Source organism: Pseudomonas sp. CROZ-RG-20F-R04-15 (genome assembly GCF_022662375.1).
In the GTDB taxonomy this organism is placed as follows: Bacteria; Pseudomonadota; Gammaproteobacteria; order Pseudomonadales; family Pseudomonadaceae; genus Aquipseudomonas.
The window spans coordinates 32,612-59,506 of the sequence record NZ_JAKNQL010000028.1 but is presented as its reverse complement, the minus strand read 5'-3'; the positions used below and the strand labels follow the sequence as shown (position 1 = coordinate 59,506).

Annotated in this window: 25 protein-coding genes and 1 pseudogene; 13 read left to right on the top strand and 13 right to left on the bottom strand. The window is 58.0% G+C overall.

Going from position 1 to position 26,895, the window contains the following annotated elements; genetic code table 11:
• The first annotated feature begins 214 nt into the window (after positions 1–214).
• The 8 genes from tkt (at position 215) to L8H52_RS26800 (ending at position 8,224) form a co-directional block, all read left to right on the top strand.
• Entirely contained in the window at positions 215–2,212 is a 1,998-nt protein-coding gene (tkt, locus tag L8H52_RS26835) for a transketolase (protein WP_242209570.1), read from the top strand.
• Between the two features lie 150 nt (positions 2,213–2,362).
• Positions 2,363–3,415, top strand: coding sequence for an erythrose-4-phosphate dehydrogenase (gene epd / locus L8H52_RS26830; RefSeq protein WP_242209569.1), 1,053 nt, complete (start codon positions 2,363–2,365; stop codon positions 3,413–3,415).
• Between the two features lie 12 nt (positions 3,416–3,427).
• A complete protein-coding gene (locus L8H52_RS26825) occupies positions 3,428–4,591 on the top strand; it encodes a phosphoglycerate kinase (RefSeq protein ID WP_242209568.1) in 1,164 nt (387 codons plus the stop codon).
• A gap of 34 nt (positions 4,592–4,625) precedes the next feature.
• Positions 4,626–4,847 (top strand): hypothetical protein, encoded by a 222-nt coding sequence (locus L8H52_RS26820; RefSeq protein ID WP_007913756.1) that lies wholly within the window; start codon positions 4,626–4,628, stop codon positions 4,845–4,847.
• Positions 4,848–4,904: 57 nt separating this feature from the next.
• A complete protein-coding gene (locus L8H52_RS26815; protein ID WP_016987235.1) occupies positions 4,905–5,237 on the top strand; it encodes an MliC family protein in 333 nt (110 codons plus the stop codon).
• Between the two features lie 237 nt (positions 5,238–5,474).
• Positions 5,475–6,539 (top strand): class II fructose-bisphosphate aldolase, encoded by a 1,065-nt coding sequence (fba, locus tag L8H52_RS26810; protein ID WP_008081027.1) that lies wholly within the window; start codon positions 5,475–5,477, stop codon positions 6,537–6,539.
• A 157-nt stretch (positions 6,540–6,696) separates the two neighbouring features.
• A complete protein-coding gene (locus L8H52_RS26805) occupies positions 6,697–6,948 on the top strand; it encodes a helix-turn-helix domain-containing protein (RefSeq protein WP_099759367.1) in 252 nt (83 codons plus the stop codon).
• Positions 6,941–8,224: a type II toxin-antitoxin system HipA family toxin gene (locus L8H52_RS26800; RefSeq protein ID WP_242209567.1), complete on the top strand. Its 1,284-nt coding sequence runs from the start codon at positions 6,941–6,943 to the stop codon at positions 8,222–8,224. Before L8H52_RS26805 ends, L8H52_RS26800 begins: the two co-directional genes overlap by 8 nt.
• A 181-nt stretch (positions 8,225–8,405) precedes the next feature.
• On the opposite strand, the gene L8H52_RS26795 is transcribed toward L8H52_RS26800, so the two are convergent.
• The 4 genes from L8H52_RS26795 to L8H52_RS26780 all read right to left on the bottom strand — a co-directional run bounded on the left by L8H52_RS26795 (position 8,406) and on the right by L8H52_RS26780 (position 10,576).
• Positions 8,406–8,678 carry a hypothetical protein gene (locus L8H52_RS26795; RefSeq protein ID WP_242209566.1) on the bottom strand — a complete coding sequence of 91 codons (273 nt, stop codon included), beginning with the start codon at positions 8,676–8,678 and terminating at the stop codon, positions 8,406–8,408.
• 284 nt (positions 8,679–8,962) lie between these two features.
• Positions 8,963–9,214, bottom strand: a complete 252-nt coding sequence (locus L8H52_RS26790; protein ID WP_242209565.1) for a helix-turn-helix domain-containing protein — start codon at positions 9,212–9,214, stop codon at positions 8,963–8,965.
• A gap of 219 nt (positions 9,215–9,433) precedes the next feature.
• A complete protein-coding gene (locus L8H52_RS26785) occupies positions 9,434–9,796 on the bottom strand; it encodes a DUF6124 family protein (RefSeq protein WP_242209564.1) in 363 nt (120 codons plus the stop codon).
• A 369-nt stretch (positions 9,797–10,165) separates the two neighbouring features.
• Positions 10,166–10,576 (bottom strand): hypothetical protein, encoded by a 411-nt coding sequence (locus tag L8H52_RS26780; RefSeq protein ID WP_242209563.1) that lies wholly within the window; start codon positions 10,574–10,576, stop codon positions 10,166–10,168.
• A gap of 376 nt (positions 10,577–10,952) precedes the next feature.
• Between L8H52_RS26780 and L8H52_RS26775 the strand changes: the two genes are divergently transcribed.
• Positions 10,953–11,354, top strand: coding sequence for a hypothetical protein (locus L8H52_RS26775; protein WP_242209562.1), 402 nt, complete (start codon positions 10,953–10,955; stop codon positions 11,352–11,354).
• Positions 11,355–11,455: 101 nt separating this feature from the next.
• On the opposite strand, the gene L8H52_RS26770 is transcribed toward L8H52_RS26775, so the two are convergent.
• Complete coding sequence (locus L8H52_RS26770) at positions 11,456–12,124, bottom strand: polysaccharide lyase family 7 protein (RefSeq protein WP_093429873.1); 669 nt, start codon at positions 12,122–12,124, stop codon at positions 11,456–11,458.
• A gap of 321 nt (positions 12,125–12,445) precedes the next feature.
• Here L8H52_RS26770 and L8H52_RS26765 point away from each other — a divergent pair, with 321 nt between their 5' ends.
• From L8H52_RS26765 to L8H52_RS26755, 3 genes are read left to right on the top strand one after another with little or no spacing between them, the layout of a single operon-like run.
• Entirely contained in the window at positions 12,446–14,569 is a 2,124-nt protein-coding gene (locus L8H52_RS26765; RefSeq protein WP_242209561.1) for an EAL domain-containing protein, read from the top strand.
• A 44-nt stretch (positions 14,570–14,613) separates the two neighbouring features.
• On the top strand, positions 14,614–15,108 hold the full coding sequence (locus L8H52_RS26760; RefSeq protein WP_242209560.1) for a M48 family metallopeptidase: 495 nt from the start codon (positions 14,614–14,616) through the stop codon (positions 15,106–15,108).
• Positions 15,109–15,132: 24 nt separating this feature from the next.
• On the top strand, positions 15,133–15,429 hold the full coding sequence (locus tag L8H52_RS26755) for a winged helix-turn-helix domain-containing protein (protein WP_007913779.1): 297 nt from the start codon (positions 15,133–15,135) through the stop codon (positions 15,427–15,429).
• 187 nt (positions 15,430–15,616) lie between these two features.
• On the opposite strand, the gene L8H52_RS26750 is transcribed toward L8H52_RS26755, so the two are convergent.
• Positions 15,617–16,069, bottom strand: a complete 453-nt coding sequence (locus L8H52_RS26750; RefSeq protein ID WP_034153611.1) for a GNAT family N-acetyltransferase — start codon at positions 16,067–16,069, stop codon at positions 15,617–15,619.
• Positions 16,070–16,324: 255 nt separating this feature from the next.
• Here L8H52_RS26750 and L8H52_RS26745 point away from each other — a divergent pair, with 255 nt between their 5' ends.
• Positions 16,325–17,062, top strand: coding sequence for a transporter substrate-binding domain-containing protein (locus L8H52_RS26745; protein ID WP_242209559.1), 738 nt, complete (start codon positions 16,325–16,327; stop codon positions 17,060–17,062).
• Positions 17,063–17,183: 121 nt separating this feature from the next.
• On the opposite strand, the gene yccS is transcribed toward L8H52_RS26745, so the two are convergent.
• The 7 genes and pseudogenes from yccS to L8H52_RS26710 form a co-directional block, all read right to left on the bottom strand.
• On the bottom strand, positions 17,184–19,376 hold the full coding sequence (yccS, locus tag L8H52_RS26740; protein WP_242209558.1) for a YccS family putative transporter: 2,193 nt from the start codon (positions 19,374–19,376) through the stop codon (positions 17,184–17,186).
• Positions 19,377–19,606: 230 nt separating this feature from the next.
• The gene (locus tag L8H52_RS26735; RefSeq protein WP_242209557.1) at positions 19,607–20,785 is read right to left on the bottom strand and encodes an NAD(P)/FAD-dependent oxidoreductase; all 1,179 of its coding nucleotides are present in this window, start codon (positions 20,783–20,785) and stop codon (positions 19,607–19,609) included.
• A gap of 34 nt (positions 20,786–20,819) precedes the next feature.
• Positions 20,820–20,909: pseudogene (locus L8H52_RS26730) on the bottom strand (metal ABC transporter ATP-binding protein); the annotation flags it as partial.
• Between the two features lie 28 nt (positions 20,910–20,937).
• Positions 20,938–22,323: an ATP-dependent RNA helicase DbpA gene (gene dbpA / locus L8H52_RS26725; protein WP_008085781.1), complete on the bottom strand. Its 1,386-nt coding sequence runs from the start codon at positions 22,321–22,323 to the stop codon at positions 20,938–20,940.
• Positions 22,324–22,403: 80 nt separating this feature from the next.
• The gene (gene mdtD, locus L8H52_RS26720) at positions 22,404–23,831 is read right to left on the bottom strand and encodes a multidrug transporter subunit MdtD (protein WP_242209556.1); all 1,428 of its coding nucleotides are present in this window, start codon (positions 23,829–23,831) and stop codon (positions 22,404–22,406) included.
• A gap of 143 nt (positions 23,832–23,974) precedes the next feature.
• Positions 23,975–25,312, bottom strand: a complete 1,338-nt coding sequence (locus L8H52_RS26715) for a TldD/PmbA family protein (protein WP_242209555.1) — start codon at positions 25,310–25,312, stop codon at positions 23,975–23,977.
• Positions 25,312–26,754: a TldD/PmbA family protein gene (locus L8H52_RS26710; RefSeq protein WP_242209554.1), complete on the bottom strand. Its 1,443-nt coding sequence runs from the start codon at positions 26,752–26,754 to the stop codon at positions 25,312–25,314. The genes L8H52_RS26715 and L8H52_RS26710 overlap by 1 nt, the downstream gene beginning before the upstream one ends.
• Positions 26,755–26,895: the final 141 nt, after the last annotated feature.

Genomic DNA, 26,895 nt, shown 5'->3' with positions numbered 1-26,895 from the left:
ATCAAAAAGTTTTGATATTGCTCGATAAATGGCACTTCTCACGAGGCGGTTAACTCTACAAACGACTAGCGGAAAGGTTTCACCAACAGAAAGCGCCGCTATCCATTGGAAAAACGCCCCCGGATGACTATCTGTCATTGCCCCGAGGCGCTCCGGTGAGGGAAAATGCCCTCCTTTTTTCCGTTTCGACTTACCAGAACCCAGGAGATCAGCGATGCCTAGCCGTCGTGAGCGTGCCAACGCCATTCGTGCCCTCAGCATGGATGCCGTGCAAAAAGCCAACAGCGGCCATCCCGGTGCACCAATGGGTATGGCAGATATTGCCGAAGTGCTATGGCGCGACTACCTCAAGCACAACCCGAGCAATCCATCGTTCGCCGACCGTGACCGCTTCGTGCTGTCCAACGGCCATGGCTCGATGTTGATCTACTCGCTGCTGCACCTGACCGGTTACGACCTGTCGATCGAAGACCTCAAGCAGTTCCGTCAACTGCACAGCCGCACCCCGGGTCACCCTGAATTCGGTTACACCCCGGGCGTTGAAACCACCACCGGCCCACTGGGTCAGGGTCTGGCCAACGCTGTGGGCTTCGCCCTGGCTGAAAAAGTCCTGGCGGCGCAGTTCAACCGTCCGAACCACAACATCGTCGACCACCACACCTATGTGTTCCTGGGTGATGGCTGCATGATGGAAGGCATTTCCCACGAAGTCGCTTCGCTGGCCGGTACGCTGGGTCTGGGCAAGCTGATCGCTTTCTATGATGACAACGGTATCTCCATCGATGGCGAAGTCGAAGGCTGGTTCACCGATGACACGCCGAAGCGTTTCGAAGCCTACAACTGGCAAGTGATCCGCAACGTTGACGGTCACGACCCGGAAGAGATCAAGACCGCTATCGAAACCGCGCGCAAGAGCCCGCTGCCGACGCTGATTTGCTGCAAGACCACCATCGGTTTCGGTTCGCCGAACAAGCAAGGCAAAGAAGACTGCCACGGCGCCCCACTGGGTGACGCGGAAATCGCTCTGACCCGCAAGGCGCTGAACTGGAACTACGGCCCGTTCGAAATCCCGGCCGACATCTATGCCGAGTGGGACGCCAAGGAAAAAGGTCGCGCCGCTGAAGCCGAGTGGGATCAGCGTTTCGCTGCCTACTCCGCTGCGTTCCCGACCGAAGCCAACGAACTGGTACGTCGCCTGAGCGGCGAACTGCCGGCCGACTTCTCGGAAAAAGCTTCGGCTTACATCGCTGAAGTCGCGGCCAAAGGCGAAACCATCGCCAGCCGTAAAGCCAGCCAGAACACCCTGAACGCGTTTGGCCCACTGCTGCCGGAACTGCTCGGCGGTTCAGCTGACCTCGCCGGCTCCAACCTGACCCTGTGGAAAGGTTGCAAAGGCGTCAGCGCTGAAGATGCCAGCGGCAACTACATGTACTACGGCGTGCGCGAATTCGGCATGACCGCGATCATGAACGGCGTGACCCTGCACGGCGGCCTGGTGCCTTACGGCGCGACTTTCCTGATGTTCATGGAATACGCCCGTAACGCCGTACGCATGTCGGCACTGATGAAGAAGCAAGTCATCCACGTCTACACCCACGACTCCATCGGTCTGGGCGAAGACGGCCCGACGCACCAGCCGATCGAGCAACTGACCAGCCTGCGTACCACGCCAAACCTCGACACCTGGCGTCCAGCCGATGCCGTTGAATCGGCCGTGGCCTGGAAAAACGCTCTGGAGCGTAAGGACGGCCCTTCGGCACTGATCTTCTCGCGTCAGAACCTGCAACACCAGGAACGCGATGCTGGCCAGATTGCCGACATCAGCCGTGGCGGTTACGTGCTGAAGGACTGCGCAGGCGAGCCTGAGCTGATCCTGATTTCGACCGGTTCGGAAGTGGGTCTGGCAGTTCAGGCGTACGACAAGCTGACCGAGCAGGGCCGCAAGGTTCGCGTGGTTTCCATGCCGTGCACCAGCGTGTTCGATGCTCAGGACGCTGGCTACAAGCAAGCCGTGCTGCCGTTGCAGGTCAGCGCGCGTATCGCCATCGAAGCGGCTCACGCTGACTTCTGGTTCAAGTACGTGGGTCTGGAAGGTCGCGTGATCGGCATGACCACCTACGGCGAATCGGCTCCGGCTTCGGCACTGTTCGAAGAGTTCGGCTTCACCCTGGAAAACATCCTGGGTCAGGCGGAAGAGCTGCTGGAAGACTGATCCAGAAAGGATGTCGTCTGAGCTGACGCCTTCGCGAGCAGGCTCGCTCCCACACTGGAATGCATTTCCCTGTGGGAGCGAGCCTGCTCGCGAAAGCGTTGGTTCGGGCAACATCACACTGCCTGATTCACCACGGTAATCGAGAACCCCATGCCTCAACCGCGTCCCTACAAAGTTGCACTCAACGGCTACGGCCGGATTGGTCGTTGCGTCTTGCGTGCGTTGTTTGAGCGAGGCGAAAAAGCCGGGTTTGAAATTGTCGCGATCAACGATCTGGCCGACATGGCCAGCATCGAATACCTGACACGCTTCGACTCCACCCACGGCCGTTTTCCCGGCGAAGTGCGAGTAGAAGGCGATTGTCTGCATATCAATGGCAACTGCGTGAAGGTCCTGCGCAGTGCCACTCCCGAAGGCATCGATTGGGCGTCGCTGGGCGTCGATCTGGTGCTTGAGTGTTCCGGTGCCTATAACACCCGTGAAGACGGTCAGCGCTTTCTCGATGCTGGCGCGCCACGCGTGTTGTTCTCGCAGCCAATGGCCAGCGAGGCGGATGTCGATGCCACAATCGTTTACGGCGTCAATCAGGATTGCCTGACTGGCGACGAACTGCTGGTGTCCAACGCCTCCTGCACCACCAACTGCGGCGTGCCGTTGTTGCGCCTGCTCGACAAGGCGATCGGCCTCGATTACGTGTCGATCACCACGATTCACTCGGCGATGAACGATCAGCCAGTGATCGACGCCTATCACCACGAAGACCTGCGCCGCACCCGTTCGGCGTTCCAGTCGGTGATCCCGGTGTCCACCGGTCTGGCGCGCGGTATCGAGCGCTTGCTGCCGGAACTTGCCGGGCGAATTCAGGCCAAAGCCGTACGCGTGCCGACGGTCAACGTGTCCTGCCTCGACATCACGATGCAGACCGCCACCGCGACCGACGCCAACGAGGTCAACCGGATCCTGCGCGAGGCCGCCACCAGCGGCCCGCTCAAAGGCCTGCTGGCTTACACCGAGTTGCCGCACGCCAGCTGTGATTTCAACCATGACCCACATTCGGCCATCGTCGATGCCAGTCAGACCCGTGTTTCCGGCCCCAAACTGGTGAACATCCTGGCCTGGTTCGACAACGAATGGGGTTTTGCCAACCGAATGCTGGACGTTGCAGAACACTATCTGCAAACAGCAACTTCAAAAAAACCGTAGGAAGTGCGACCCATGACCGTGTTGAAGATGTCCGACCTCGATCTGCAAGGTAAGCGCGTATTGATCCGCGAAGACCTCAACGTCCCAGTCAAGGACGGTGTTGTCACCAGCGATGCGCGTATCCTGGCTTCGCTGCCGACCATCAAGCTGGCCCTGGAAAAAGGCGCGGCCGTGATGGTCTGCTCGCACCTTGGCCGTCCGACCGAAGGCGAGTTCTCCGCCGAGAACAGCCTCAAGCCTGTCGCTGACTACCTGAGCAAAGCGCTAGGTCGTGAAGTGCCGCTGGTGGCTGATTACCTCGGTGGTGTTGACGTCAAGGCCGGCGACATCGTGCTGTTCGAAAACGTGCGCTTCAACAAGGGCGAGAAAAAGAACGCTGACGAACTGGCCCAGCAATACGCCGCCCTGTGCGACGTGTTCGTGATGGACGCGTTCGGCACCGCTCACCGTGCTGAAGGTTCGACCCACGGCGTGGCCAAGTTCGCCAAAATCGCTGCCGCAGGTCCACTGCTGGCCGCTGAACTGGATGCACTGGGCAAAGCCCTTGGCGCACCGGCTCAGCCAATGGCTGCCATTGTTGCCGGCTCCAAGGTGTCGACCAAACTCGACGTGCTGAACAGCCTGAGCCAGATCTGCAACCAATTGATCGTCGGCGGCGGCATCGCCAACACCTTCCTCGCGGCCGCCGGTCACCCGGTTGGCAAATCCCTTTACGAGCCAGATTTGCTCGATACCGCACGCGCCATCGCTGCCAAAGTCAGCGTGCCGCTGCCGGTCGACGTGGTGGTTGCCAAAGAATTCGCCGAAACCGCCGAAGCCACCGTCAAACTGATCGCTGACGTCGCTGCCGACGACATGATTCTGGACATCGGCCCGCAAACCGCAGCCAACTTCGCTGAACTGCTGAAATCGTCGAAAACCATTCTGTGGAACGGTCCGGTCGGCGTGTTCGAATTCGACCAGTTCGGTAACGGCACCAAAGTGCTGGCTCAGGCCATCGCTGAAAGCTCGGCGTTCTCCATCGCTGGCGGTGGCGACACCCTGGCCGCGATCGATAAATATGGCGTGGCTGAGCAAATCTCCTACATTTCCACCGGTGGTGGCGCGTTCCTCGAATTCGTCGAGGGCAAAGTGCTGCCAGCCGTTGAAGTCCTGGAAAGCCGGGCCAAGGCCTGAGGCCGCCCGTTTGGCCAGGCAAAGGAGTGTTTACATGGTCAAGTCGTTAGCACTGTTGTTGCTGACCGGTACGCTGGCGGCCTGCGGGAGTAACCCGAAGGCCGAAGCCACGCCGGCGCCGAGCGAGTCGCAGAAGGGCTGCTATCAGGCCGACTGGCAGGCCGAAACCAACCCGGTGCTGAACAAGCGCTCGGGCCCGGACGGTCTGGACAAATACGAGACGCAAACCCCGGCCAAGGAACATGGTTGTCCTTGACGGGTCTGACTCTTTAACTCAGGGCTGGCGGCGTGCGCCGTCAGTCGAGGAACACGGATGAAAGGCTTGATCGCCATTGCGGCGTTGGCATTGTTGGGCGGTTGCGCGCAGTTGAACCTGTTTCAGTCCTCCGCCCCGGCGGATAACTGGACGACCTGGACCTGCGACAGCCAGGCCAAAGTGCTGTGGCGCTACGCCGACGCCGGCCAGAAGGAAGTCGACGTCCGACTGGGTGGCGGTGATCAGGTCTATCGCCTGAAAGAAGAGCCAGGCGCCTCGGGCACGCTGTACAGCGACGGCATGCTGGCGTTTCACGTCAAGGGTGAGGAAGGCCTGGTGTACTGGGTCGCCACCAATGACCTGATCGGGCGCGGCTGCAAAGCGCAGTAACTGACACACCACAGTTCTAATGTGGGAGCGAGCCTGCTCGCGAAAGCGGTTCAACAGGCACTGCATCAGCGACTGCAAGATTGCTTTCGCGAGCAGGCTCGCTCCCACAGGGCAGGATTTTGCTTTATCGAATCACCAGACCGGGCCTCAACCCCCGATCTGCAATCACTTGAATAGCCGCCGCCGCTCCGGCAGGCTGGCACGATTAACGACCCTCAACCGGGAGAGACACACACAATGGCACTTATCAGCATGCGCCAGATGTTGGACCACGCAGCCGAATTCGGCTACGGCGTTCCAGCCTTCAACGTCAACAACCTTGAGCAGATGCGCGCCATCATGGAAGCCGCTGACAAGACTGACTCCCCGGTGATCGTTCAGGCCTCGGCCGGCGCTCGCAAATACGCCGGCGCGCCATTCCTGCGTCACCTGATCCTGGCCGCGATCGAAGAATTCCCGCACATCCCGGTGTGCATGCACCAGGACCACGGCACCAGCCCTGACGTCTGCCAGCGTTCGATTCAACTGGGCTTCAGCTCGGTGATGATGGACGGCTCGCTGGGCGAAGACGGCAAGACCCCGACCGACTACGACTACAACGTCCGCGTTACCCAACAAACCGTAGCCATGGCGCACGCCTGCGGCGTCTCGGTAGAAGGCGAGCTGGGCTGCCTGGGTTCGCTGGAAACCGGCATGGCCGGTGAAGAAGACGGCATCGGCGCCGAAGGCGTTCTGGATCACAGCCAAATGCTGACCGACCCGGAAGAAGCCGCTGACTTCGTCAAACGCACCCAGGTCGATGCCCTGGCCATCGCCATCGGCACCAGCCACGGCGCCTACAAGTTCACCAAGCCACCTACCGGTGACGTGCTGGCGATCGACCGCATCAAGGAAATCCACAAGCGCATCCCGAACACCCACCTGGTGATGCACGGTTCGTCCTCGGTGCCACAAGAGTGGCTGGCGATCATCAACCAGTACGGCGGCGACATCAAAGAAACCTACGGCGTACCGGTTGAAGAAATCGTCGAAGGCATCAAGCACGGCGTGCGCAAGGTCAACATCGACACCGACCTGCGCCTGGCCTCCACCGGCGCAATGCGTCGCCTGATGGCCACCAACCCGAGCGAATTCGACCCGCGTAAATTCTTCGGCGCCACCGTGACCGCAATGCGTGACGTGTGTATCGCTCGTTATGAAGCGTTTGGTACTGCCGGTAATGCTTCGAAGATCAAACCGATTTCGCTGGAAGCGATGTACCAGCGTTATCTGAAGGGTGAGTTGAACGCCAAGGTTAACTAAGCCTGAGTGTTGAACTGCTTTAAAAGAAACCCGCCGTGAGGCGGGTTTTTTGTGGGTGAAATGTTTGGTAGTGATACTTGAAAATCCGCACTTGAAATGTCACCTATAGTGAACTTTAATAATTCTTATCAGCTTAAAGTCCGGTATAGGTGACATTTTGATCCTGAATAATCCTGCGATTTTCGCCGAACGCATTCGTCAGCTGCGAAAAGCCAAGGGCTATAGCCAGCTAATGCTTGCGCACAAGGCCAAATGCAGTCGCAAGACCATCATCGATCTTGAGGCCGGTGAAAACGTCGCTTTTTATACGGTATTCCGGGTGATTGCCGCGTTGGGCATGGCGCTTGAAATTGTCGACAACCGAATCGATCTCAAGTCACTTGCCGATCTGGTAGAGCATGATGAGTAAGGTCAAACGACTCAACGTCATGACGCCGCAAGGCTGCGCGGGTGAGCTGTCCAAAGGTTCGCAGTTCTCGTTTGCCTACCAGACGGCAGAAGCGTCTCGGGAAGTCTCGTTGGTCATGCCCTATGACCCGACGCCCGCGGTGAGCAATGTGCTGCACCCGATCTTCGATATGAATGTGCCGGAGGGTTTTCTGGCCGATCAGATCAAGCGCCGAATGGCCAAGCATATGCAGGTCGATGAAATGCGCTTGCTCTCGGTCATTGGCGGCAATCAGATTGGTCGCCTCACCTATGAAAATATGGCTGAGCCGTCTACCGCTGTGCGCGCACAGGTCGGTCTGCAAGACATTCTGTCTGCCGACGCCTCTCAGGGTGTTTTCAACTTTCTGGTTGAAACCTACTTTGAGTCGGGTATTTCCGGAGTGCAGCCCAAGGTACTGGTGCCTGACCTGGACAAACTCGCCGGTAGCCGAAAAACCATGCTCAGCTCCGACCTTATCGTCAAATCAGGAGCCGAGGAGTATGAGCACTTGGCCCAGAACGAGTTTTTGTGTCTGGAAGCGGCACGGCTGGCAGGTTTGGAAACGCCACCGTTCTGGCTTTCCGAGAGCGGCGAGCTGTTCGTCATGGAGCGGTTTGACCTGACGTCGTCCGGCCGGTTCGGCTTCGAAGACATGGCGGTACTGTTGGGTCTGAACAAAGATCCTCACGACAATTACAAGTATTCGCAGAGCTATGAAACCCTCGCGGCTGTGATCCGCCAGGTATGTCGCCATGCCGATCCGATACGGGAGCTGGAGCGATACTTTTCCTCTGTCTGCCTTTCGGTGATGGTGCGCAATGGCGATGCACATTTGAAGAACTTCGGCGTGATATACACGCAGCCCGCGGCTCCAGAAACCGTGCAGTTGGCCCCGATTTACGATGTTACGACCACCACGGTCTATGAAAACTACAATCCGAAGTCCGGGCGGTCACTGGTTGACCGTACCCTGGCAATCAAAATGAATAAAACCAAAGACTACCCGGATCGCCAGCAACTGATCGATTTCGGCCGCAAACACTGCTCGGTGGATAGGCCGGCATTGATCATTGAGCGGATAGCTGAGGCAATGAGTCAGGCACTGGCTGCTCATAGGTCCCGAGTGGATGCTGAATTGTTTGTGGGGATGCAAAGTGAATGGGATGCCGGACGTACAGTTGCCTTGAATGACTCGGTTGGGGCGGGATTGAAGCGTAAGCCTGTATTGGATGCGAGGAAGAAACGCTCGAAGTGAGTTTGCCAGGATCGGGTGCTCATCAGGTGGCGGCGTTCTATATTTCAGTTTTATTGGAGGGGAGTCGAACATTTGGCTTCAGCTCGGGCTGGTTTTTTAACTGCATAAATAAAAAGCCGCCTGAAAGGCGGTTTTTTATAGTTGGTTAAAGCAGATAGTATAGGTTTCTAAAGTTTTTAAACTATTCAACCTTGAACTTATATACGTCTGACCATTTTGTGTTGTCAGCGAGCCCATTTACCAAGGCTGTTGCAACAACATCTTGTGAGCCTTTATTTGGGAAACTAATTAAAAATCCAAAATTTCCGTTTCCGTTAGAATCTCCTTCTCCTAACTGAGTCGCGCCGTGTGGAGATAGTGTGACGTAGATCCTGCGGTTAGGAACGGATGTTCCGGTAATGAAAAAGGCATTTACGTCTTTTCGGATGGCTGTGATACGTGTTTCATTAGCCATGTTTATTACTCCTTGTAATGTTTGTGGGAGCTTGCCCGATTTCTGAATGAGGCAAGTTCAGCCAATTGTATTTCTGTGCTTACCCTTGGCTTGAGGGGATTTTAATCGGTTATCTTATAAGGTGAACCTGTAATAACTGACAGGTTTTAATGTTCATTGGCGATAAATTTGTTCTGGGTTATTACTTTTATGCTGAATTCAGGTGGCGCGTTGAAGGGGCATCTTGTTGTTTTAAATCGTTCTGATAAATAACCCGCCAAGAGGCGGGTTTTTTATGGGTGTGATCAGACAAATATTTCCGCTACTTCTTCAAGCGTGGGCATCACTGCTGGAATGACGGTGAGCTCGCAATCCAGAGCGGCAATAACACGTGCATAGGCGTTCATGCTCACGGAAAGGTAGCCTTTCTCTATAGCGATGACTTTCTCTCGCGTCACTCTCGCGAGGTCGGCGAGTTGCGCTTGCGTTAGTCCGCGCGCCCTACGCTTTATGCGTAATTGGGCGGCGAGGCGGCTCATTAATAGAACGTGATCCATGTACTGTCTCTTTAACTTTCAAAGTTAAATGTGGCGTAAACGCTACATTTGATCGTTATGAGTCCGCCCGCCCGCGCCGCGCCTACTTGATCTTCCAGACCCTTTTTCAAGCTGCTTGCGCCGCCTTCTCCACAGTGGCACTTCACAAGGCACAGCTAACTGAATGGCACCTGTAAAGGAAGTTTGGAAGATTTTTCGACGAAAGTCCTTTATCAGTGACTACTCCTTCAGTTCAACGTGATCCAGTGCCTGATTCACCGCCAGTTCTCCAAGCATGACGACTTGCGCAATGCCCAGCGCGGTCTTGCGGTGGGAGGTGTCGAGCATGGCGGCGAAGTTGTTGAGCATTTCGCTGGCTGAACCCAGGGTCTCGCTGGCGTTGGCCAGCAGGGATTCGGTGTTGTACTTCGGGTTGGCGAGGTACATGGGTTCGGGTTTATGCATACTTGCCATGATGAAGGCGGACGGTTTGAGGTAATGGTCGAGGGCGCGCTCGGCGGCGTCGTTGAGTTTTTTTGAGTCGAGGGATTCGTAGGGGGATGCGGGATCTGTTTCTGGCGGGTGTGGCGTTGATTTAATCATTAGCTGAAAACTCCTGATGGAGCCGCTTCGTCTTCTCTACTAAAAGAAGGGTGGCAGCTGTGCGCAGGTTAGTAGACCGGGGAGTATTCAGCATTGACCGGCGCGCCGAAGCGCCCTGCACACAGCCACCATCAAGTCGGACAGCAATGACCGACGGATGCGCTTTGCACATAACTGAAAAACACCACGGGCTACTAAACCCGATCACTGGAAATCAGTGACGCGAATCAAGTTACCGATGGCCCGCCAGGCGCACAAGCCGGCGGATTCTGGCGTAGTGGTAGGCAACGGCGCAAGCTGTTGTAGGCATCCGGACGTAACTGCTGACAGATCTAAACAGCGCTGTTTAAAGGCTGGATTTAAAACAGGTCAACCGAGCATCCAGCGCTTCAACTGAACGAATAATCCACCGTAAAGCGGTGCCTCCGCACTTGAATGAGCGCAGTGTTTTGACTGGGGAGGAGGCTTCTCTTTCAAGTGATAACCGGTCAGGGCATGGCGCCCGCCTCCCGTGGCATGAGCGCGGATGGCGCTGAGTGTCGGGTAACCTCTCAAAAAGTCCATTTCTCCTTGCCAGCTGTCTTTTGCATCGGCGATGTCGGTCATGAACCAAACGTCGGTGTAGGTACTGTCTCGGTGGTAATAAGACCCGGCAATCGGGTAGCTCTGAGCGTTATCTTTCAGCGTGCCCCATAACTGACCGTTGTTTGCGTTTGCATGGGTAATGTCTATGCAAAAGCTGTTGTCGTCGTTGCAGAAGTTTCCGAGTGGACCAGGCATGGGCGGCTTCTTGGCGGATTGATGTGTCAACAACGTTATCGGGGTTGGTTAACAGGGCCAACTGTCAGGTCTGACAGGTTTTTATATCTTTTTTGGATTTCTGTACGTTTTTTAATTCCGTTTTGAATGTAACGGAAATGGTTGTTGTGCCTAAAAGAGGACAGATCTATTTAATCTATCCTTCCCCTCGGTATTTTTATTAGCGTCCGCACCACTTCGCAATCCAACCAGTTGTTCTTGGCCGGATTCGCTCATTGAGTTGTTAAGAAGTCTTTGGGTATTCTTTTTAAGTATAAGAACCTGTCAGATGTTACAGGTGTGGAAAATTTTTTAGCCATTTATTGTAAGGGCACATTTATCTATCAGGACGGTAAAAATGCAAAAGGACAAAAGAGTTACCAGTGTTGGTGTTGGCGACGTTCAGATGTTTCTGGCGACTCCCGATGGGGAAAGCTTTACTGTCTCAATTCGTGGGCGAGAGTTTTTGGAACACAATGGAGAGTATTTTAGATTTAAATTTTTTCAGTATTTAGGCAAAAATGAGTTTTATATTGGTTCCGGAATCGACAAAAAACTTCCACTTAACGTGCCGCACAGTCTAGGTAACCCCGGCACAGCTGCCCACGTGCAGCTGGAGTTGGACGGGATTGATAACTCAAGGAGTGCCAAGGGCTTTGTTTGTTTGGAGCGAGGCGGAGATTATCCGAAGGGTGTGATCTATTGTTCCGAAGAAAAAGCATTTTCTTTGATTGCGATGTTTGATTTTAAAAATAGTTAATTTCATCTTTGCTGCGATATCAATGTCATGCGGCAGACTTGAGAAAGTCTGCCGATTTTGATTTTAAGTCATCGATCATTGATGCTCAGTTAAGTGCCCTGTTATTTGTCATGATCAATATCAAGCTTGCTGAAGGTCACTTGCCCACCCTCACTCGTATACCCGGTGTTGTCCTGCACATAAACCCCCGCCTTGAAGTACAACGGCTTGTTTCGCCACGTCGCACTGATCTGTGAATCCCACTGATAACCCGCCGCACTCACACCCAACGCACCGCCGGGGCTCAGGTGTATGAGGTAGTTGAATTCGCGATCCAGTTTGATCCCGGTCGCCAGGGTGATAACGCGACTCTCATCCTCGTCCGGGTGCATGCGCACCTTGATCACCAGGTTGCCGGTCTCGGTTTTGGTTTTGTATTGATATTCAAGTTTGACCATCGGCTTCTGGCTTTCATAAGCATGAATCTGGCCGATGACGATCTTGCCGGAGCTCGGTACTTTGTTCACCGTCACGGTCGCGCGCAGTGAATTGTCGGCGTCCGGGTAATACCAGTTGCGCAGCGTGCCGTTGCTGTAGGTCTCCCGCAGTTCGGTGCGCGGGTAGATGGCGTTTTCGGTTTTTGACCCGGTAACCGGTGACCAGAAGAACAAGGTGCCGGTGTCGGAATGGAAGTACTGATCTTTGAAGCCGTTCACCAGTTTGGAGGTTTCGACGGTGTATGGCGGGCTGCCAACGGGAACGCTGAGGTTCCAGGTTGCGAGATCGATCATGTCGGTTCTTCCACTCAAGATTCACTGCACGTACGTGCCAGAAGCTCTAGCCCGCACGTTTTGGGGCGGCCTTTATAAGCGTAGAGGGATTTTTTGTTAATGCCCGTTTGGCAGATGATTGACGTCAACATCCTGTCGAAATGCCATCTCTGCCGGTTTCCGGGGGCTTCAGCGCTGACCGTTAGTCGGCAAATTCACGCTTTGGTTAAATGATGGCCTGATGACAGCTTCTGCTTTCCTGGATCCAGTACTAGAGTGAAGGCTCAGTATGTGTGCGGTTTTTACCGGAAACCGACCGAAAGTCCCGACAAGAGAAGCAGCATGGAATGCGCGCAACCCCCGCCAGGTGAAGGCAGCTCTGTCCTTTTGATCGTCGATGATTACCCTGAAAATCTGATCAGCATGCGCGCGTTGCTGCAGCGCCAGGATTGGCACGTCCTCACCGCAGCCTCCGGTTTCGAAGCGCTCAATATTCTGCTCTCCCACGACGTCGATCTGGTGCTGCTGGATGTGCAGATGCCGGGCATGGACGGCTTTGAAGTGGCGCGCCTGATGCGCGGCAGTCAGCGCACGCGCCTGACGCCGATAATCTTTCTGACCGCCAACGAACAATCCCAGGACGCCGTGATCAAGGGTTACGCCAGTGGTGCGGTGGATTACCTGTTCAAGCCGTTCGACCCACAGATCCTCAAGCCCAAAGTGCAGGCGTTGCTTGAACACCAGCGTAATCGCCGCGCGTTGCAGCGCCTGAGTCATGACCTGGAAGTGGCGCGCGCCTTCAATGCCTCGGTGCTGGATAACGCTGCCGAGGGGATATTGGTGGTGGGCGAGGACGGTTTGATCCGCTTTGCCAATCCGGCGATTTCGCGGTTACTGAATGCGCCGGTGAAGGAGCTGGAAGGTCAAGAGTTTCTCGATTATCTGCAGAAGCCGCACATTCCGCTGTGGGCCGATTCCGAGTTTTATGCCGGCTACAAACGTGGCGAAACGCTAAGGCTGCACGATGCCTTGCTGCGCACCGCGCCCGGCCAGCAGGTGCCGGTGGCCCTGTCCTGCGCGGCGTTGCCTACCGAACAACATGCGATGGTGGTGACCGTGCTGGACATGTCGGTGGTGCGTCACTTGCATCAGCAACTGGAATTTCAAGCGGTCACCGATCCGTTGACCGGTTTGCTCAACCGTCGTGGCTTCTACCAGACCGTGGAAAATCTGCTGCTGCGCGGTGAGCGCAGCGATAGCAGTTGGGTCTTGCTGTATCTGGATCTTGATGGCTTCAAACGGGTAAACGATTCACTCGGTCACGACGTCGGCGATCGGGTGTTGCGCTGGGTCTCCGAGCAATTGAAAGCCTGTCTGCGGCCATTCGACATTCTGGCGCGCATGGGCGGCGATGAATTCACTGCGCTGCTGGATCTGGAGTTTCCCGAGCAAGCGGCGAAGATTGCCGAAAAACTCATTGAGCGGGTGTCGATCTGTCAGCAGATCGAAGGGCTGGACATCGCGTTGGGCGCCAGTATCGGCATCGCCACTTATCCGGACTGCGGTTCGAACCTTGACGGATTGCTGCGCGCCTCCGACATCGCCATGTATGAAGCCAAGCGCGCTGGCCGCCAACAATACCGTTTCTACGATCACGAAATGAATGGCCGTGCGCGCTCGCGGCTGATGCTCGAAGAAAGCGTGCGCAGCGCCATTGAGAACCGTGATTTCAATCTGGTCTATCAGCCGCAAGTGGCCATCGACACGGGGCAGATTCGTGGTTTCGAAGCCTTGCTGCGTTGGCAGCACCCGAGCGTCGGCGATGTGCCGCCGGGATTGTTTTTGCCATTGCTGGAGGAGGCGCGGCTGATCAGTCGCCTCGGCAGCTGGATCTATCATCGCGGCGCCGGCCAGCGCAAAGCCTGGGAGACCTTGTTTGCCGAAGATCTGGTGCTTGGCGTGAGTTTGAGCAACACCCAGTTCAGTCTGCCGAATCTGGTCACCGAGTTGCGTCAGGTGATGGAGCGACATGCCTTGCAGCCTCGGCAGCTGGAGGTCGAAGTCACTGAAGAGGCGTTGATGCAAAACCCCGACGAGACCCGCAAGCAGTTGCGCTTGCTGCGCAATCTCGGCGTGCGCGTGGCGCTGGACGATTTTGGCTCCGGGCCGTGTTCGCTGGCGCATCTGCGCGATCTGGAGCTGGATACGCTCAAGCTTGATCGCCATCTCATTGCGCGATTGCCTGGCTCGAAACGCGACGCCTCACTGGTCAGCACGGTGATCAGTCTGTGCAAACAATACGGTTTGCTGGTGATCGCTGAAGGGGTGGAAACCATCGAGCAATACCAGTGGCTGCAAGCTCACGGCTGCGAGTACGTGCAAGGCTTCCTCGTGGCGCGGCCATTGGTTGCCGAAGACGCCGCAAGTTTTGCCGCACCGTTTGACTGGAGCGCGCTGCCCGGTTGAATTCGCTACACTGGCGCACCTTTTTCGAACCGTGTCGCTCGTCCATGACTGTGTTGAAGTACCTCCAGGCCTATCCCGCGCAATTGCAGGATCAGGTGCGCCAACTGATCGCCGAAGGGCGGCTGGGTGAATACCTGAATCAACGCTATTCAGGGCGGCACGACGTGCAGAGCGACAAGGCCTTGTACAGCTACGCGCTGGACTTGAAGCAGGAATATTTGCGCAACGCCCCGGCCATCGACAAGGTGCTGTTCGACAACCGCCTCGACCTGACGCACCGCGCCCTCGGTCTGCACACCACGGTGTCGCGAGTGCAGGGCGGCAAGCTCAAGGCCAAGAAAGAGATTCGTATCGCCTCGTTGTTCAAGGAGGCCGCGCCGGACTTTCTGAAAATGATCGTCGTGCATGAACTGGCGCACTTCAAGGAATCTGATCACAACAAGGCGTTCTATAAATTGTGCGAGCACATGCTGCCGGGGTATCACCAGGTCGAGTTTGATCTGCGTGTGTACCTGACGTGGCGGGATATGCAGGCTTAGCAGTACGCAACCGGGAAGGTGTGGATGGACGTCAGCAAGACCAAAAGCAGTTTCTACCGCCGCTTGTATGTGGCGTACCTGATCGACAGCGGTCTGGCGCCGAGTGTGCCGACGCTGACCGAAGTGACCGGCATGCCCCGGCGCACGGCGCAGGACACGATTGCGGCGTTGGCGGATCTGGATATCGTCTGTGAATTCGAGCAGGAAGAGGGCGCACGTAATCATGCCGGGCGCTATCGGATTCGCGAGTGGGGGGCGATTGATCGCGGGTGGATCGAGCGTAATTTGCGACAGATCAAGGCAGTGCTTGAGTATCCCTGAAAAGAGCCCCTCACCCTAGCCCTCTCCCGGAGGGAGAGGGGACTGATTGGGGGATATTGGAGAGATACGCCGACCTGAACGTGTTGCATTGAATCCATAATCGACTTGGTTTTTCAGGTCGATGTCTGCCGCAAGACAACTCGTTCAGTCCCCTCTCCCCCTGGGAGAGGGCTAGGGTGAGTGCTGTTCAGGCGCGACGCATCCCAATGTGTGGAATGTCATCCTCCAGATACTCTTCACCCGCCACAACAAACCCGTACCGACCGTAATACCCCTGCAAATGCGCCTGCGCCGACAAATAGATCGGCACCTGCGGCCAATGCTTCTCGGCCTGTTTCAACGCCTGCTCCATCATTTCGTGCCCCAGCCCTTTGCCGCGTCCCTGTGGTGCGGTAATTACCCGGCCGATCACCACGTCTCCGCCCTGAGATTCCGGATCCAGCAGGCGCAGGTACGCCATCAGCTGATCATCTTCCCAACCCATCAGGTGATAGGTATCGCCTTCCAGATCCTGACCGTCGAGGTCCGGATAAGCGCATTTCTGTTCGACGACGAACACGTCCGAGCGCAGCTTCAACAGCGCGTATAGCTGTTCCTTGCCCAGATCACTGTGATGTTTGCAGACCCACTCGATTGTCATGTGCCGATTCCTTGAACGTGTCACCGGATACTAAGCGCCTGAGACAAAGATGTCTTTATGGCGTAAGAGTCTGTGACAAAGGTCAAAATGCCATCATTCCTTTCTCGCAGCCTCGGCGACTTTGTGTAATCTGCTGGAGAGTCCTGTGCACTGGCTGCAATGAGCTAATGTTAGGGCCTGGGTTTTGCCGGTAAGGGGCCTTGGGGTTTTGACTGAAAACATGCTGGGCAACTTGCCCGCTAAGGATTTTCAAGCATGCCGCGTTTGCATCGAGCCTTTGCTTTGATCGGATTGCTCTTGCTGGCTCAGACCGCCGCAGCGGAGAAGCTGCGGCTGGTGTTTGATATCTGGCCACCCTTTACCGACGACACCCTGGTCAACGGCGGACTGGCCACCGACATCGTCAGCACCGCGCTGGCCCGTGCCGGTTATGCCAGCGGCTACGAGCAGGTGCCTTGGGCGCGGGCGCTGCTTGGCGTGGGCGAGGGCCGCTACGACGTGTTGGTCAACGCCTGGTACAACGACGAGCGGACCAAGCTGGGCCAGTTTTCTGGTGAGTATTTACTCAACCGCATTCGCTTTCTCAAGCGCAAAGACACGCCACTCGACTACAGCAATCTGCAACAACTGCACACCTATCCGATTGCGGTGGTGCGTGGCTACGCCTATTCGGCGCCGTTCGATGCCGACACGGCGTTGCAGAAAGTCCCTGTGCATAACTTCGCCATGGCCGTGCGCATGCTCGCGGCGGATCGGGTCAAGCTGACGCTGGAGGATGAGTATGTGGCGAAGTATTACCTGGCGCGGGAATCCGCCAGGGTGCGCAACTCGGTGGAGTTTTTGCCCAAGCCGTTGAGTGAGAACAGCCTGCACATTCTGGTCAGCCTGAAGAATCCGCAGCATGAGCAGATTGTCGCGGGTTTTGATAAGGCGATTGCGGCGATGAAGGCGGATGGGAGTTATGACAAGTTGCTTCGTCAGCATGGCATGTGAGGGCTGGTCCAGAATTTTGTGTTTGGCTGATGGCCTCTTCGCGAGCAGGCTCGCTCCCACATGGGTTCTGTGTCGTGCACACTTTCACTGTGGGAGCGAGCCTGCTCGCGAAGGCGTCCTGTCAGCCAGCACTAACCTCACTGGTGTCTTTGATCAGGTGTGCCGCCAAGGTACGCAACGGCCCCAACTGCCGGCAAATCAACGCCAGTTGCGTCTGCACCAACCGCTGCCCCTCATCAATCTCGTCAGGCATCTGCTCCAGCTCATTGGCCAGCGCTTCTTCTTCGTCACTCTGAATCGCCACTGGCTGCTTGTTCGCCAGCCCTTGGGCGATTTCGTCGATGCTCGTTGCCAGTTTCACCCCGGCGCCATCAATCAACTGCTCACGCACATCCGCCGGCAACTGGGTCTCACGATGCGCGCCCAGCCCTGAGAGATAACTCAACAGCGTGTGCGACAACACCAGAAAGCGGAATCCGACATCCGCTTCCTTGCGGAAATGCCCCGGCTCCATGAGCATGTTCGCCAGCGTCGTCGACAGTGCCGCATCGGCGTTGTGTGCGTTGCGCCGGGCGAGGCGATAAGCGAGGTCATCGCTTTTGCCAGCGGCGTATTGCTGCATGATCTGGCGCAGGTAGATGCTGTTGCAGGTCAGGGTGTTGGCCAGCACTTTGTTCAGCCGTCGGCCCTGCCAGTCCGGCAGGAACAGGAACACCGTCAGGCCGGCAATCAGGCTGCCCAGCAGCGTATCGAACAGGCGTGGCAGGAACAGTCCGTAACCGTCACCGACCTGGTTGAAGCAGAACAGCACCATGATGGTGATCGCGGCTGTCGCCAGGGTGTAGCGGGTGGTGCGGTTGGTGAAGAACACCACGCCGGCGGCGATGGCGAAGCACGACTGCACCAAGGGACTCGGGAACAGATCGAACAGCGCCCACGCCACGGTCAGGCCGATGGCGGTGCCGAAGATCCGCTGACCGAGTTTGCGCCGGGTCGCGCCGTAGTTCGGCTGGCAGACGAACAGGGTGGTGAGGATGATCCAGTAACCCTGCGACGGGTGAATCAAATGCACCATGCCGTAGCCGATACTCAGCGCCAATGGCAGGCGCAGGGCGTGACGGAACAACAACGACGTTGGCGTCAGTTGCGTGCGCAAACGAATCCAGACGTCCTTGAGGTTGCGCGGCGAGCGGTCGAGCAGGCTGCTGTCGGTCGCATCGGCCAAGGCGTCGGGATTACTCGCGTCGCTGAGCAAACGGTCGAGGGTGCCGAGGTTGGCCGCCAGTGCGCGCAGCGAACGCAGCAGTCCGCGCCACGCCGGATTGCTCTGAATTCGCAGGTGTTCGAGGGAGGCGTCGAGGTCGCTCAGCGCTTCGGCGAAACTGGCGTCGTAGATGAATGGCTGACGCATCTGGATCGATTCGGCCAGTGCGCGGCAGGCTTTGCCTTGCTGGCGCAACAGGCGTTGGCAGCGGAACAGCACGTCACTGTGGAAGAACGCTTCGGCCAGTGCGTTGTACGGATAGTGCGAAGAACTCGCGCGTTCGTGGATGTCTTGAGCGAGGAAGTACAGCTTCAGGTAACGGCTGACTTTCGAACCGGGGCGGCCGTTGCCGACGCGGTGCAGGATGATTTCCTTGGCACTGTTCAGCGCCGCCACCACGCGACCGTTTTGCTGGGCCAGTTCCAGCCGCCGGGCTTCGACGTCCATCTGCCGGATCGGCTCGAACAGCGAGGATTTCAGCTTCAGGTAAAAACCCAGTTCGCGGAACAACCGCGCCAGACTTTGCTGCACCGGCTGGTTGGAAAACAGCGCCTGCCACAACACCGAGAGCAAGCCGTACCACGCCGCACCGGCGACCAGCAGCATCGGCTCATGCCAGAAATCGGTGACCGCACCGCCGCGCTGATCGACGCCGATCATCGTGTATACGGACAGAATCAGCGTCGCCGAAGCAATCGCGCCATAACGCTCGCCGAGCGCACCGAGCATGGTCAGGCCGAAACTGGCCAGCGCCAGGGCAATGGCAAAGACGATGGGGTAGGGGAAGAGCAGTTCCACCGACAGCGCGGCGATGCTGAAACACACCAGTGTCACCGCGAGGGCGTTGAGGCGGCCCTGCCAACTGTCGTCGGTTTCGGCCAGGGCGCTGGCGATAATCCCCAGGAACAACGGGATCAGCAGGCCCATTTCATCCTGATACCAACACAGCGCCATGCTGCCGGTCAGGGCGATGAACACCCGCACGCTGTAGCTGAATTTATCCAGCGCCCACAGGCGCCGCAAAGACTGACGAAACGAGGTCGAGGACATGAAGTGCGAAGGCCTTCCGAGGCGATGCCGCTAAATTGAGCCAGTAATGACGCCGACGCAATGGCGCCGATCACATCTGACAGCAAAAAGTGTTCCTTTTACTTACACCACAAACCACTGTGGGAGCGAGCCTGCTCGCGAAAGCGGAGTGTCATTCAACATATATGTCGACTGATATACCGCATTCGCGAGCAGGCTCGCTCCCACAGGGTTTTGTATTGGGGCTCGTATCAAACGTACTGCGCGGCAGCGTAACCGGAGGCCCACGCCCACTGGAAGTTGAACCCGCCCAGATGCCCGGTGACATCGAGCACTTCACCGATGAAATACAGACCAGGGCTTTTCAGCGATTCCATGGTTTTCGACGACACTTCGCGGGTGTCGACGCCACCGAGGGTCACTTCGGCCGTGCGATAACCCTCAGTCCCCGCCGGCACGACTTTCCAGCTGCCGAGCTTCTCGGCGATTTCCGCCAGCTCAGCGTGGGTGTACTGCTTCATCGGCTTGGAGACAAACCAGTTGTCCGCCAGCAGATTGGCCATCTTCTTGGTGAAGATTTCACCCAGCAGGGTTTTCAATTCACTGTTCGGGCGCTCGGCCACTTGCTGTTGCAGCCAGCTCGCCGCGTCATGGTCCGGCAGCAGATTGATTTCCACCGTGTCGCCGGATTCCCAGAACGAGGAAATCTGCAAAATCGCCGGACCACTGAGGCCACGGTGCGTGAACAGAATGTTCTCGCGAAAGCTCTGGTCGTTGCAGCTGACCAGGCAATCCACCGAAGTCCCGGACAGCTCGGTGCACAGTTCCTTGAGCTGATCGGTGATGGTGAATGGCACCAGCCCGGCGCGGGTCGGCAGCAATTCATGGCCGAACTGCTTGGCCACCTGGTAACCGAAACCGGTGGCGCCCAGCGTCGGGATCGACAGACCGCCGGTGGCGATTACCAGCGACTGGCACTGGACCTGACCGAGGGTGGTGTCGAGCAGGTAACCGCTTTCGACCTTCTCGATCGTTTGAATCGACGTGTCCAGATGCAGCTCGACGCCGGCCTGATCGCACTCGGTGAGGAGCATTTCAAGGATGTCGCTGGATTTGTTATCGCAGAACAACTGGCCGAGTTTCTTCTCGTGGTACGGCACGGCGTGTTTGCCGACCATGCCGATGAAATCCCACTGGGTGTAGCGCGCCAGTGCGGATTTGCAGAAATGCGGGTTCTGCGAGAGGAAATTGCTCGGTTCGGTGTAAATGTTGGTGAAATTGCAGCGGCCACCGCCCGACATCAGGATTTTCTTGCCGGCCTTGTTCGCGTGGTCGAGCAGCAACACCTGACGCCCACGCCCGGCGGCGGTCAGTGCACACATCAACCCAGCGGCGCCAGCGCCAATGATCACGACTTCGGTAGAGCGCAAAACGGTGTCCTCATGGTGGGTCGCTACAAACAAACTGTGGGAGCGAGCCTGCTCGCGAAAGCGGTGTGTCATTCAACATTGATGTTGGCTGACAGATTGCCTTCGCGAGCAGGCTCGCTCCCACAGGGGATCTTCGTTAAATGGAAGATCGTTTACAAAATACGTACGCGCAGCGAACGGCCTTTGATCTTGCCGTCGTTCAGACGCTGCAAGGCCTGCATGGCCACGGTGCGGTCCACGGCTACATAAGCCTGGAAGTCGAAAATCGCGATCTTGCCAACCTGCGCACCGGGAATCCCGGCATCGCCGGTCAATGCACCCAGAATGTCGCCCGGGCGAACCTTGTCTTTACGGCCAGCGCCGATGCACAGGGTGGTCATCGGCGGCTGCAGTGGGGCGAGGCCCTGGGATTTGAGGTTATCGACCTGATCCCAGTTCAGCGGTGATTTCTGCAGTTGTTCGATGGCTTGCGCGCGGTGCGCTTCGCCCGGAGCAACCAGGCTGATCGCGATGCCTTTCTCGCCAGCACGACCGGTACGGCCAACGCGGTGAATGTGGATTTCCGAATCGCGGGCCAGTTCGACGTTGATCACCATGTCCAGCGCATCAATGTCCAGACCACGGGCGGCGACGTCGGTGGCAACCAGTACCGACGTACTGCGGTTGGCGAACATGGCCAGCACCTGATCGCGGTCACGCTGTTCCAGATCGCCGTGCAGGCCGACGGCGGAAATGCCTTTGGCGGTCAGGTGATCAACGGTTTCCTGAACCTGCTGTTTGGTGAAGCAGAACGCCACGCATGAAGCCGGGCGGAAGTGGTGCAAGACTTTGGTCACCACGCTCATGCGATCTTCCGGAGAAATCTCGTAGAAACGCTGCTCGATCTGCGTGTCATCGTGGAACGCTTCGGCTTTCACCGTTTGCGGATCACGCATGAATTTCGACGCCAGTTGCTTGATGCCCACCGGGTAAGTCGCGGAGAACAGCAGGGTCTGACGACGCTCCGGGGTCTTGACGATGATGTCTTCGATGGCGTCGTAGAAACCCATGTCGAGCATGCGATCGGCTTCGTCGAGGATCAGCGTGTTCAGGCCATCAAGCACCAGCGAACCCTTGCGCAGGTGCTGCTGGATGCGGCCCGGGGTACCGACGATGATGTGCGCGCCGTGTTCCAGCGAAGCGATCTGCGGGCCGAACGACACGCCGCCGCACAGGGTCAGGACTTTGATGTTGTCTTCGGCACGGGCCAGACGACGGATTTCCTTGGCAACCTGGTCGGCCAGCTCGCGCGTCGGGCAGATCACCAACGCCTGGCAACCGAAGTAACGCGGGTTGATCGGGTTCAGCAGGCCGATGCCGAACGCGGCGGTCTTGCCGCTGCCGGTCTTGGCCTGGGCGATCAGGTCCATCCCCTTGAGGATCACCGGCAAGCTCTGCGCCTGGATCGGCGTCATCTGGGCATAACCGAGGGATTCGAGGTTAGCCAGCATGGCGGCGGACAGCGGCAGAGTATTAAAAGCGGTGGCGATGGTGGTCACGGGACTGGCCTGCAAAACAAAATGTCGCGCAGTGTAGCAGCCCCGTGCCACTTTCTTCGAAAGTTCTGGACGAACAGTGGTTAATGTTCGATGTGTTCTTCCGGGCGTTTCGCGCGGCGGCCGTCTTCTTTCGACAGTTGCGAGAAGATCGTCGCAGCGAGCATGGCCATGATGCCGACGGTGACGAAGGTCAACTGGAACGCGCCGAGTACGGTTTCCACGCCATCGTTACCGATCTCTGCGGTAAACCCGCCAAGCAACGCACCGGCGCAGGCAACGCCAAGACTCAACGACAACTGCGCGACCACCGAGAGCAAGCTGTTGCCGCTGCTGGCGCTAGCATCATCGAGGTCGATCAGCGTCACGGTGTTCATCGCCGTAAATTGCAGCGAGTTGATCGCGCCGAGAATCGCCAGCAGACACAACAGCAGCCAATACGGCGTCTGCTCGCTGACCAGCCCCATGCTCGCCAGCATGATCCCCAGTGCCAGCGTGTTGCCGGTCAGCACGATGCGATAACCGAGACGTTCGATCAGCGGCCGTGCCACCCACTTGGCGACCATCGCCGCCGCAGCCAGCGGCAGCATGCTCATCCCCGCTTGCGACGGCGAATAACCCAGCGCCACTTGCAACAGCAACGGCACCAGAAACGGCAGCGCACCGCTGCCCAAACGCGCGAACAGATTGCCGAGAATACCGACGGCAAAGGTTCGGGTCTTGAACAGCGATGGCGCGAACAGCGGATTTTCGATGTGCCCCGCGCGCAACCAGTACGCCGCCAGACAGGCCATGCCGCCGAACAGCAGCAACATCACCCGCAGGTGCGGCAGGTGCAACTCGCCGAGGCCTTCCATGGCGATGGTGATCAGAATCATCGCCGCGCCGAACAGCAGGAAACCCAGGCTATCGAAGCGTGTGCGCTCGGTGCCGCGCAGGTCGGGAATGAATTTCCACACGGCGTAGCACCCGATGACACCGACCGGGAGGTTGATCAGGAAGATCCAGTGCCACGTCAGGTATTCGACCATCCAGCCGCCCATGGTCGGCCCGATCAGCGGGCCGAGCAGGCCGGGGATGGTGATGAAGCCCATGATCCGCACCAGTTCGGATCGTGGATAAGCGCGCAGCACCACCAGTCGCCCGACCGGCAACATCAACGCACCACCCAGACCCTGGATGACCCGGGCGCCAATCAGCATGCTCAGGCTGCTCGACAGCGCACAGAGTAGCGAGCCGAAACTGAACAGCAGAATTGCGCCGAAGAAGATTTTCTTGGTGCCGAAGCGGTCAGCGATCCAGCCTGAGGCGGGGATCAACAACGCCACGGTGAGCATGTAGGCGATGATCACGCCCTGCATACGCAAGGGATCTTCGGCCAGATCGCGAGCCATGGCTGGCAGCGCGGTGTTGAGGATGGTCCCGTCGAGGGACTGCATGAAGAAAGCGATAGCGACGACCCACGGCAACCAGCGGGCGGTGATGGCGTCGAGAGGCGGGCGGTTGGGCATGGAACCTCTTGTCGTTGGAGTTAATGCATGATCGTTCCCACGCTCTGCGTGGGAATGCCTCAACGGACGCTCCGCGTCCGCTTTTGGCAGGGACGCGGAGCGCCCGGGCTGTATTCCCACGCCGAGCGTGGGAACGATCGCCGTCAGAGGGTCAGGGTCAAACGGCTGACCAGTGCTCCCGGCAGCAACGCCGACGAGGTATTGCGCTGGCTGTAGGTACTCGCCGACAGCAACAACTCACGTTCGGCGGTCAACGCTTCCAGCTGCGAACCGAGCAGGCTGTAAGCGCTGTCGTCAAAGCGCATGGTGCTGACCGGCGCCTGGATTTCGCCGTTCTCGACCCAGAAAGTCGCGAAGCGGGTCATGCCAGTCATGCGCGCCGCTGGTTGATCCGAGTAGTTCAGGTACCACAGGTTGCTGATATACAGCCCGGTGCCCAACTGCTTGAGGATCTCTGCTTGCGACAGATCACCGGCGGCCATGTTCAACGCACTCGGCATTTCCCCGCCGCCGGCGCCGTTGGCGGTCAAGCCGTATTCGGCGGCACTGCGCGAGCCGACCAGTTGATCACCAGCCTTGCCTTCGACGATCAGCCGCAGATCGCTGCGCGGATAACCTTCGCCGGAAAACGCCGGGCTCAACGATTCGCTGACTTTCTCATCCAGCGACACCAGCGGACTGAACGCCTGATCGCCGACATACAGCTTCTGTAACGGGCTGCTCTTGCTGGCAATCGACTGCGCCGAGAAACCGCCCCAGCTCAGCATGCCCATGATTTCTTCCAGCGCCGCTGGCGCCAGATACGCGCGATACTGCCCCGGCGCCAGGGTGCGCAGCGGGCGACCGAGAAACTCCAGTTGCTCACGCGCCTGAGCAAAGCGCTTGGCAAAACCTTCGCTGCTCCAGTCATGCCCGGCGTAGCTGGCTTTCACCGCTTCGCCGTTTTCGTGAAACAGGCTGAAATCGAAGTTGAAGCTGTTGGCCTGATGCCAGCCGAACGCCCCCGAAGAACTGGCGAAACCACGGCTGATCGGCCCGGCGGCATAGAATCCCACCAAGTCGAGACCTTCAGCAGCGGCGCAGATTTCATCGACAACCTGTTCGGTATCCGGCAGCGGATGCTCCTGCACGTTCTGGCTTTGCCAGCCGGTGTGATTGAGCAGCAAGTACGGATCCTGCGGCAACAGCGGCAAGGTTTCGCGCAGTTGTTGCAGGCCTTCGGCGAGGCGCTGCAGATCGCCTTCCTGGTCGCCGGACAGGGTGACTTGCAGGTCGGCATGACGCCCGTCGTTGATCAGTTTCAGAACGATGTTGGCCTGCTGCACTTGCCCGGCCTGACGCACCTTGGCGTGGTTGAAACGCACGAAGGCCGAGGATTCGGCGGCGTAGCTGAGGGTGAACTGCTCCGGCTCGCGCACGCTGTCGCGCAGCCAATTGACCATGACCTTGAAGGCGTCGGACTGACTCTTCGAAATGCTCATCAGGCGTCTCCCCCAAACACATCAACATTGCTGAATACGCAGGCCGGCGAAGCGTGGCCGACGCGGATCACCTGGTTCGGTTCACCCTTGCCGCAGTTCGGCGTGCCCAGCACCTTGACGGTGTTGGCGTCGCCGACGGCGCGCAGGCTTTTCCAGAAGTGCGCGGAAATTGCCCGGTAGTTCGGATTTTTCACCGCACCTTTGAGTTCACCGTTTTCGATCAACTGGCCCCATTCGCAGCCGAACTGGAATTTATTGCGCGCATCGTCGATCGACCATGAGCGGTTGGTGCTCATCAGGATGCCGTTCTCGATACCTTCGATCAGTTTGTTTAAAGGCTGATCGCCCGGTTCAATATTGAGGTTGGCCATGCGGTCGATCGGCGGCCGGTTCCAGCCACAGGCGCGGCTGTTGGCGACGCCTTCCATCCCGGCACGATATTGCGACAGCGCCCCGCCCAGTGGACGCAACAACAGGCCATCGCGGATCAGAAATTGTTTGCTGGCCTTGGTACCGTCGTCATCGTGGCCATAGCTGGCGAGTTCTTCGGGAATGCCCGGATCGAACGTTACGTTGAGCAGTTTCGAGCCGTATTGCAGGCTGCCGAAGTCGCTGGCTTTGACGAAACTGGTGCCGGCGTAATTGCGTTCATCACCGAGGATGCGGTCGAGTTCCAGCGGATGGCCGATCGATTCGTGGATCTGCAGCATCATTTGATCGGGCATCAGCAGCAGGTCGCGCGGGCCTTGCGGGGTGTTCGGTGCGAGCAGCAGTTGCAATGCCTGGTCGGCGACTTGCGGGCCGGCACCGATCAGGCCGCAGCGGCTGATCACGTCAGCACCGCCCTGTTGGCCGAAGTTCTCGCGGCCGAGGCTGCGGGTCTGGCTGTCGTTGCCGTCGTAGGCGGTGACGTCGAGACCTGGATAGACGAAGCGCTGGGCCTGGCGCAATTCGGCCCCGGCGCTGCTCAGGTAGATCTGTTCGACGTGGGTGATGCCGATGCTCACTTGCCAGTTCACCAGGCGCTCATCCTTTGGCACCGAGGCGGATTCCGCTCCGAGCAGCTCGAAGCATTCGCTCAGGGACGGGAAGGCTTGTTCGAGATTGGGTGAAAAGTAATCAGCGCGATCGCTGGACACTGGCTGATCACGCAGGTCGAGCAAGGCGTGCGGCTTGAGTCGGCGGGCTTGCAGTTCGGCGCGTTCAAGCGCGGCTTGCAGGCCTTGTTGCGACAGGTCGTTGGTCGCGGCATAGGCCTCAACACCATTGACGCGCACGGTGAGCATCGCGCCTTCGTCGCGGCTCAGGCTCGGCGGCTCGGCGACGTTTTTACGTACCGACAGGTATTGGCCGGACTCGCGTACGTACCGCAGGGAAAAAAACTCGGCGCCCGTGCGCAAGGCAGCGAAGCGCTGCTTGAGCTGGGGGTGGAAATCGAACATTCGGGAACCTCCTTGTCAGGGGGAAGCGGTAGAGCTACGGCGAGGAAGGGGGTGAAACGGTTGCGCGAGGTCTAGAGTAGGCCTGCGTGGGGGTAGGATCAAGTGAAGAGGGGGTGTAGGGGGATTTACTGTGCGAGGCAG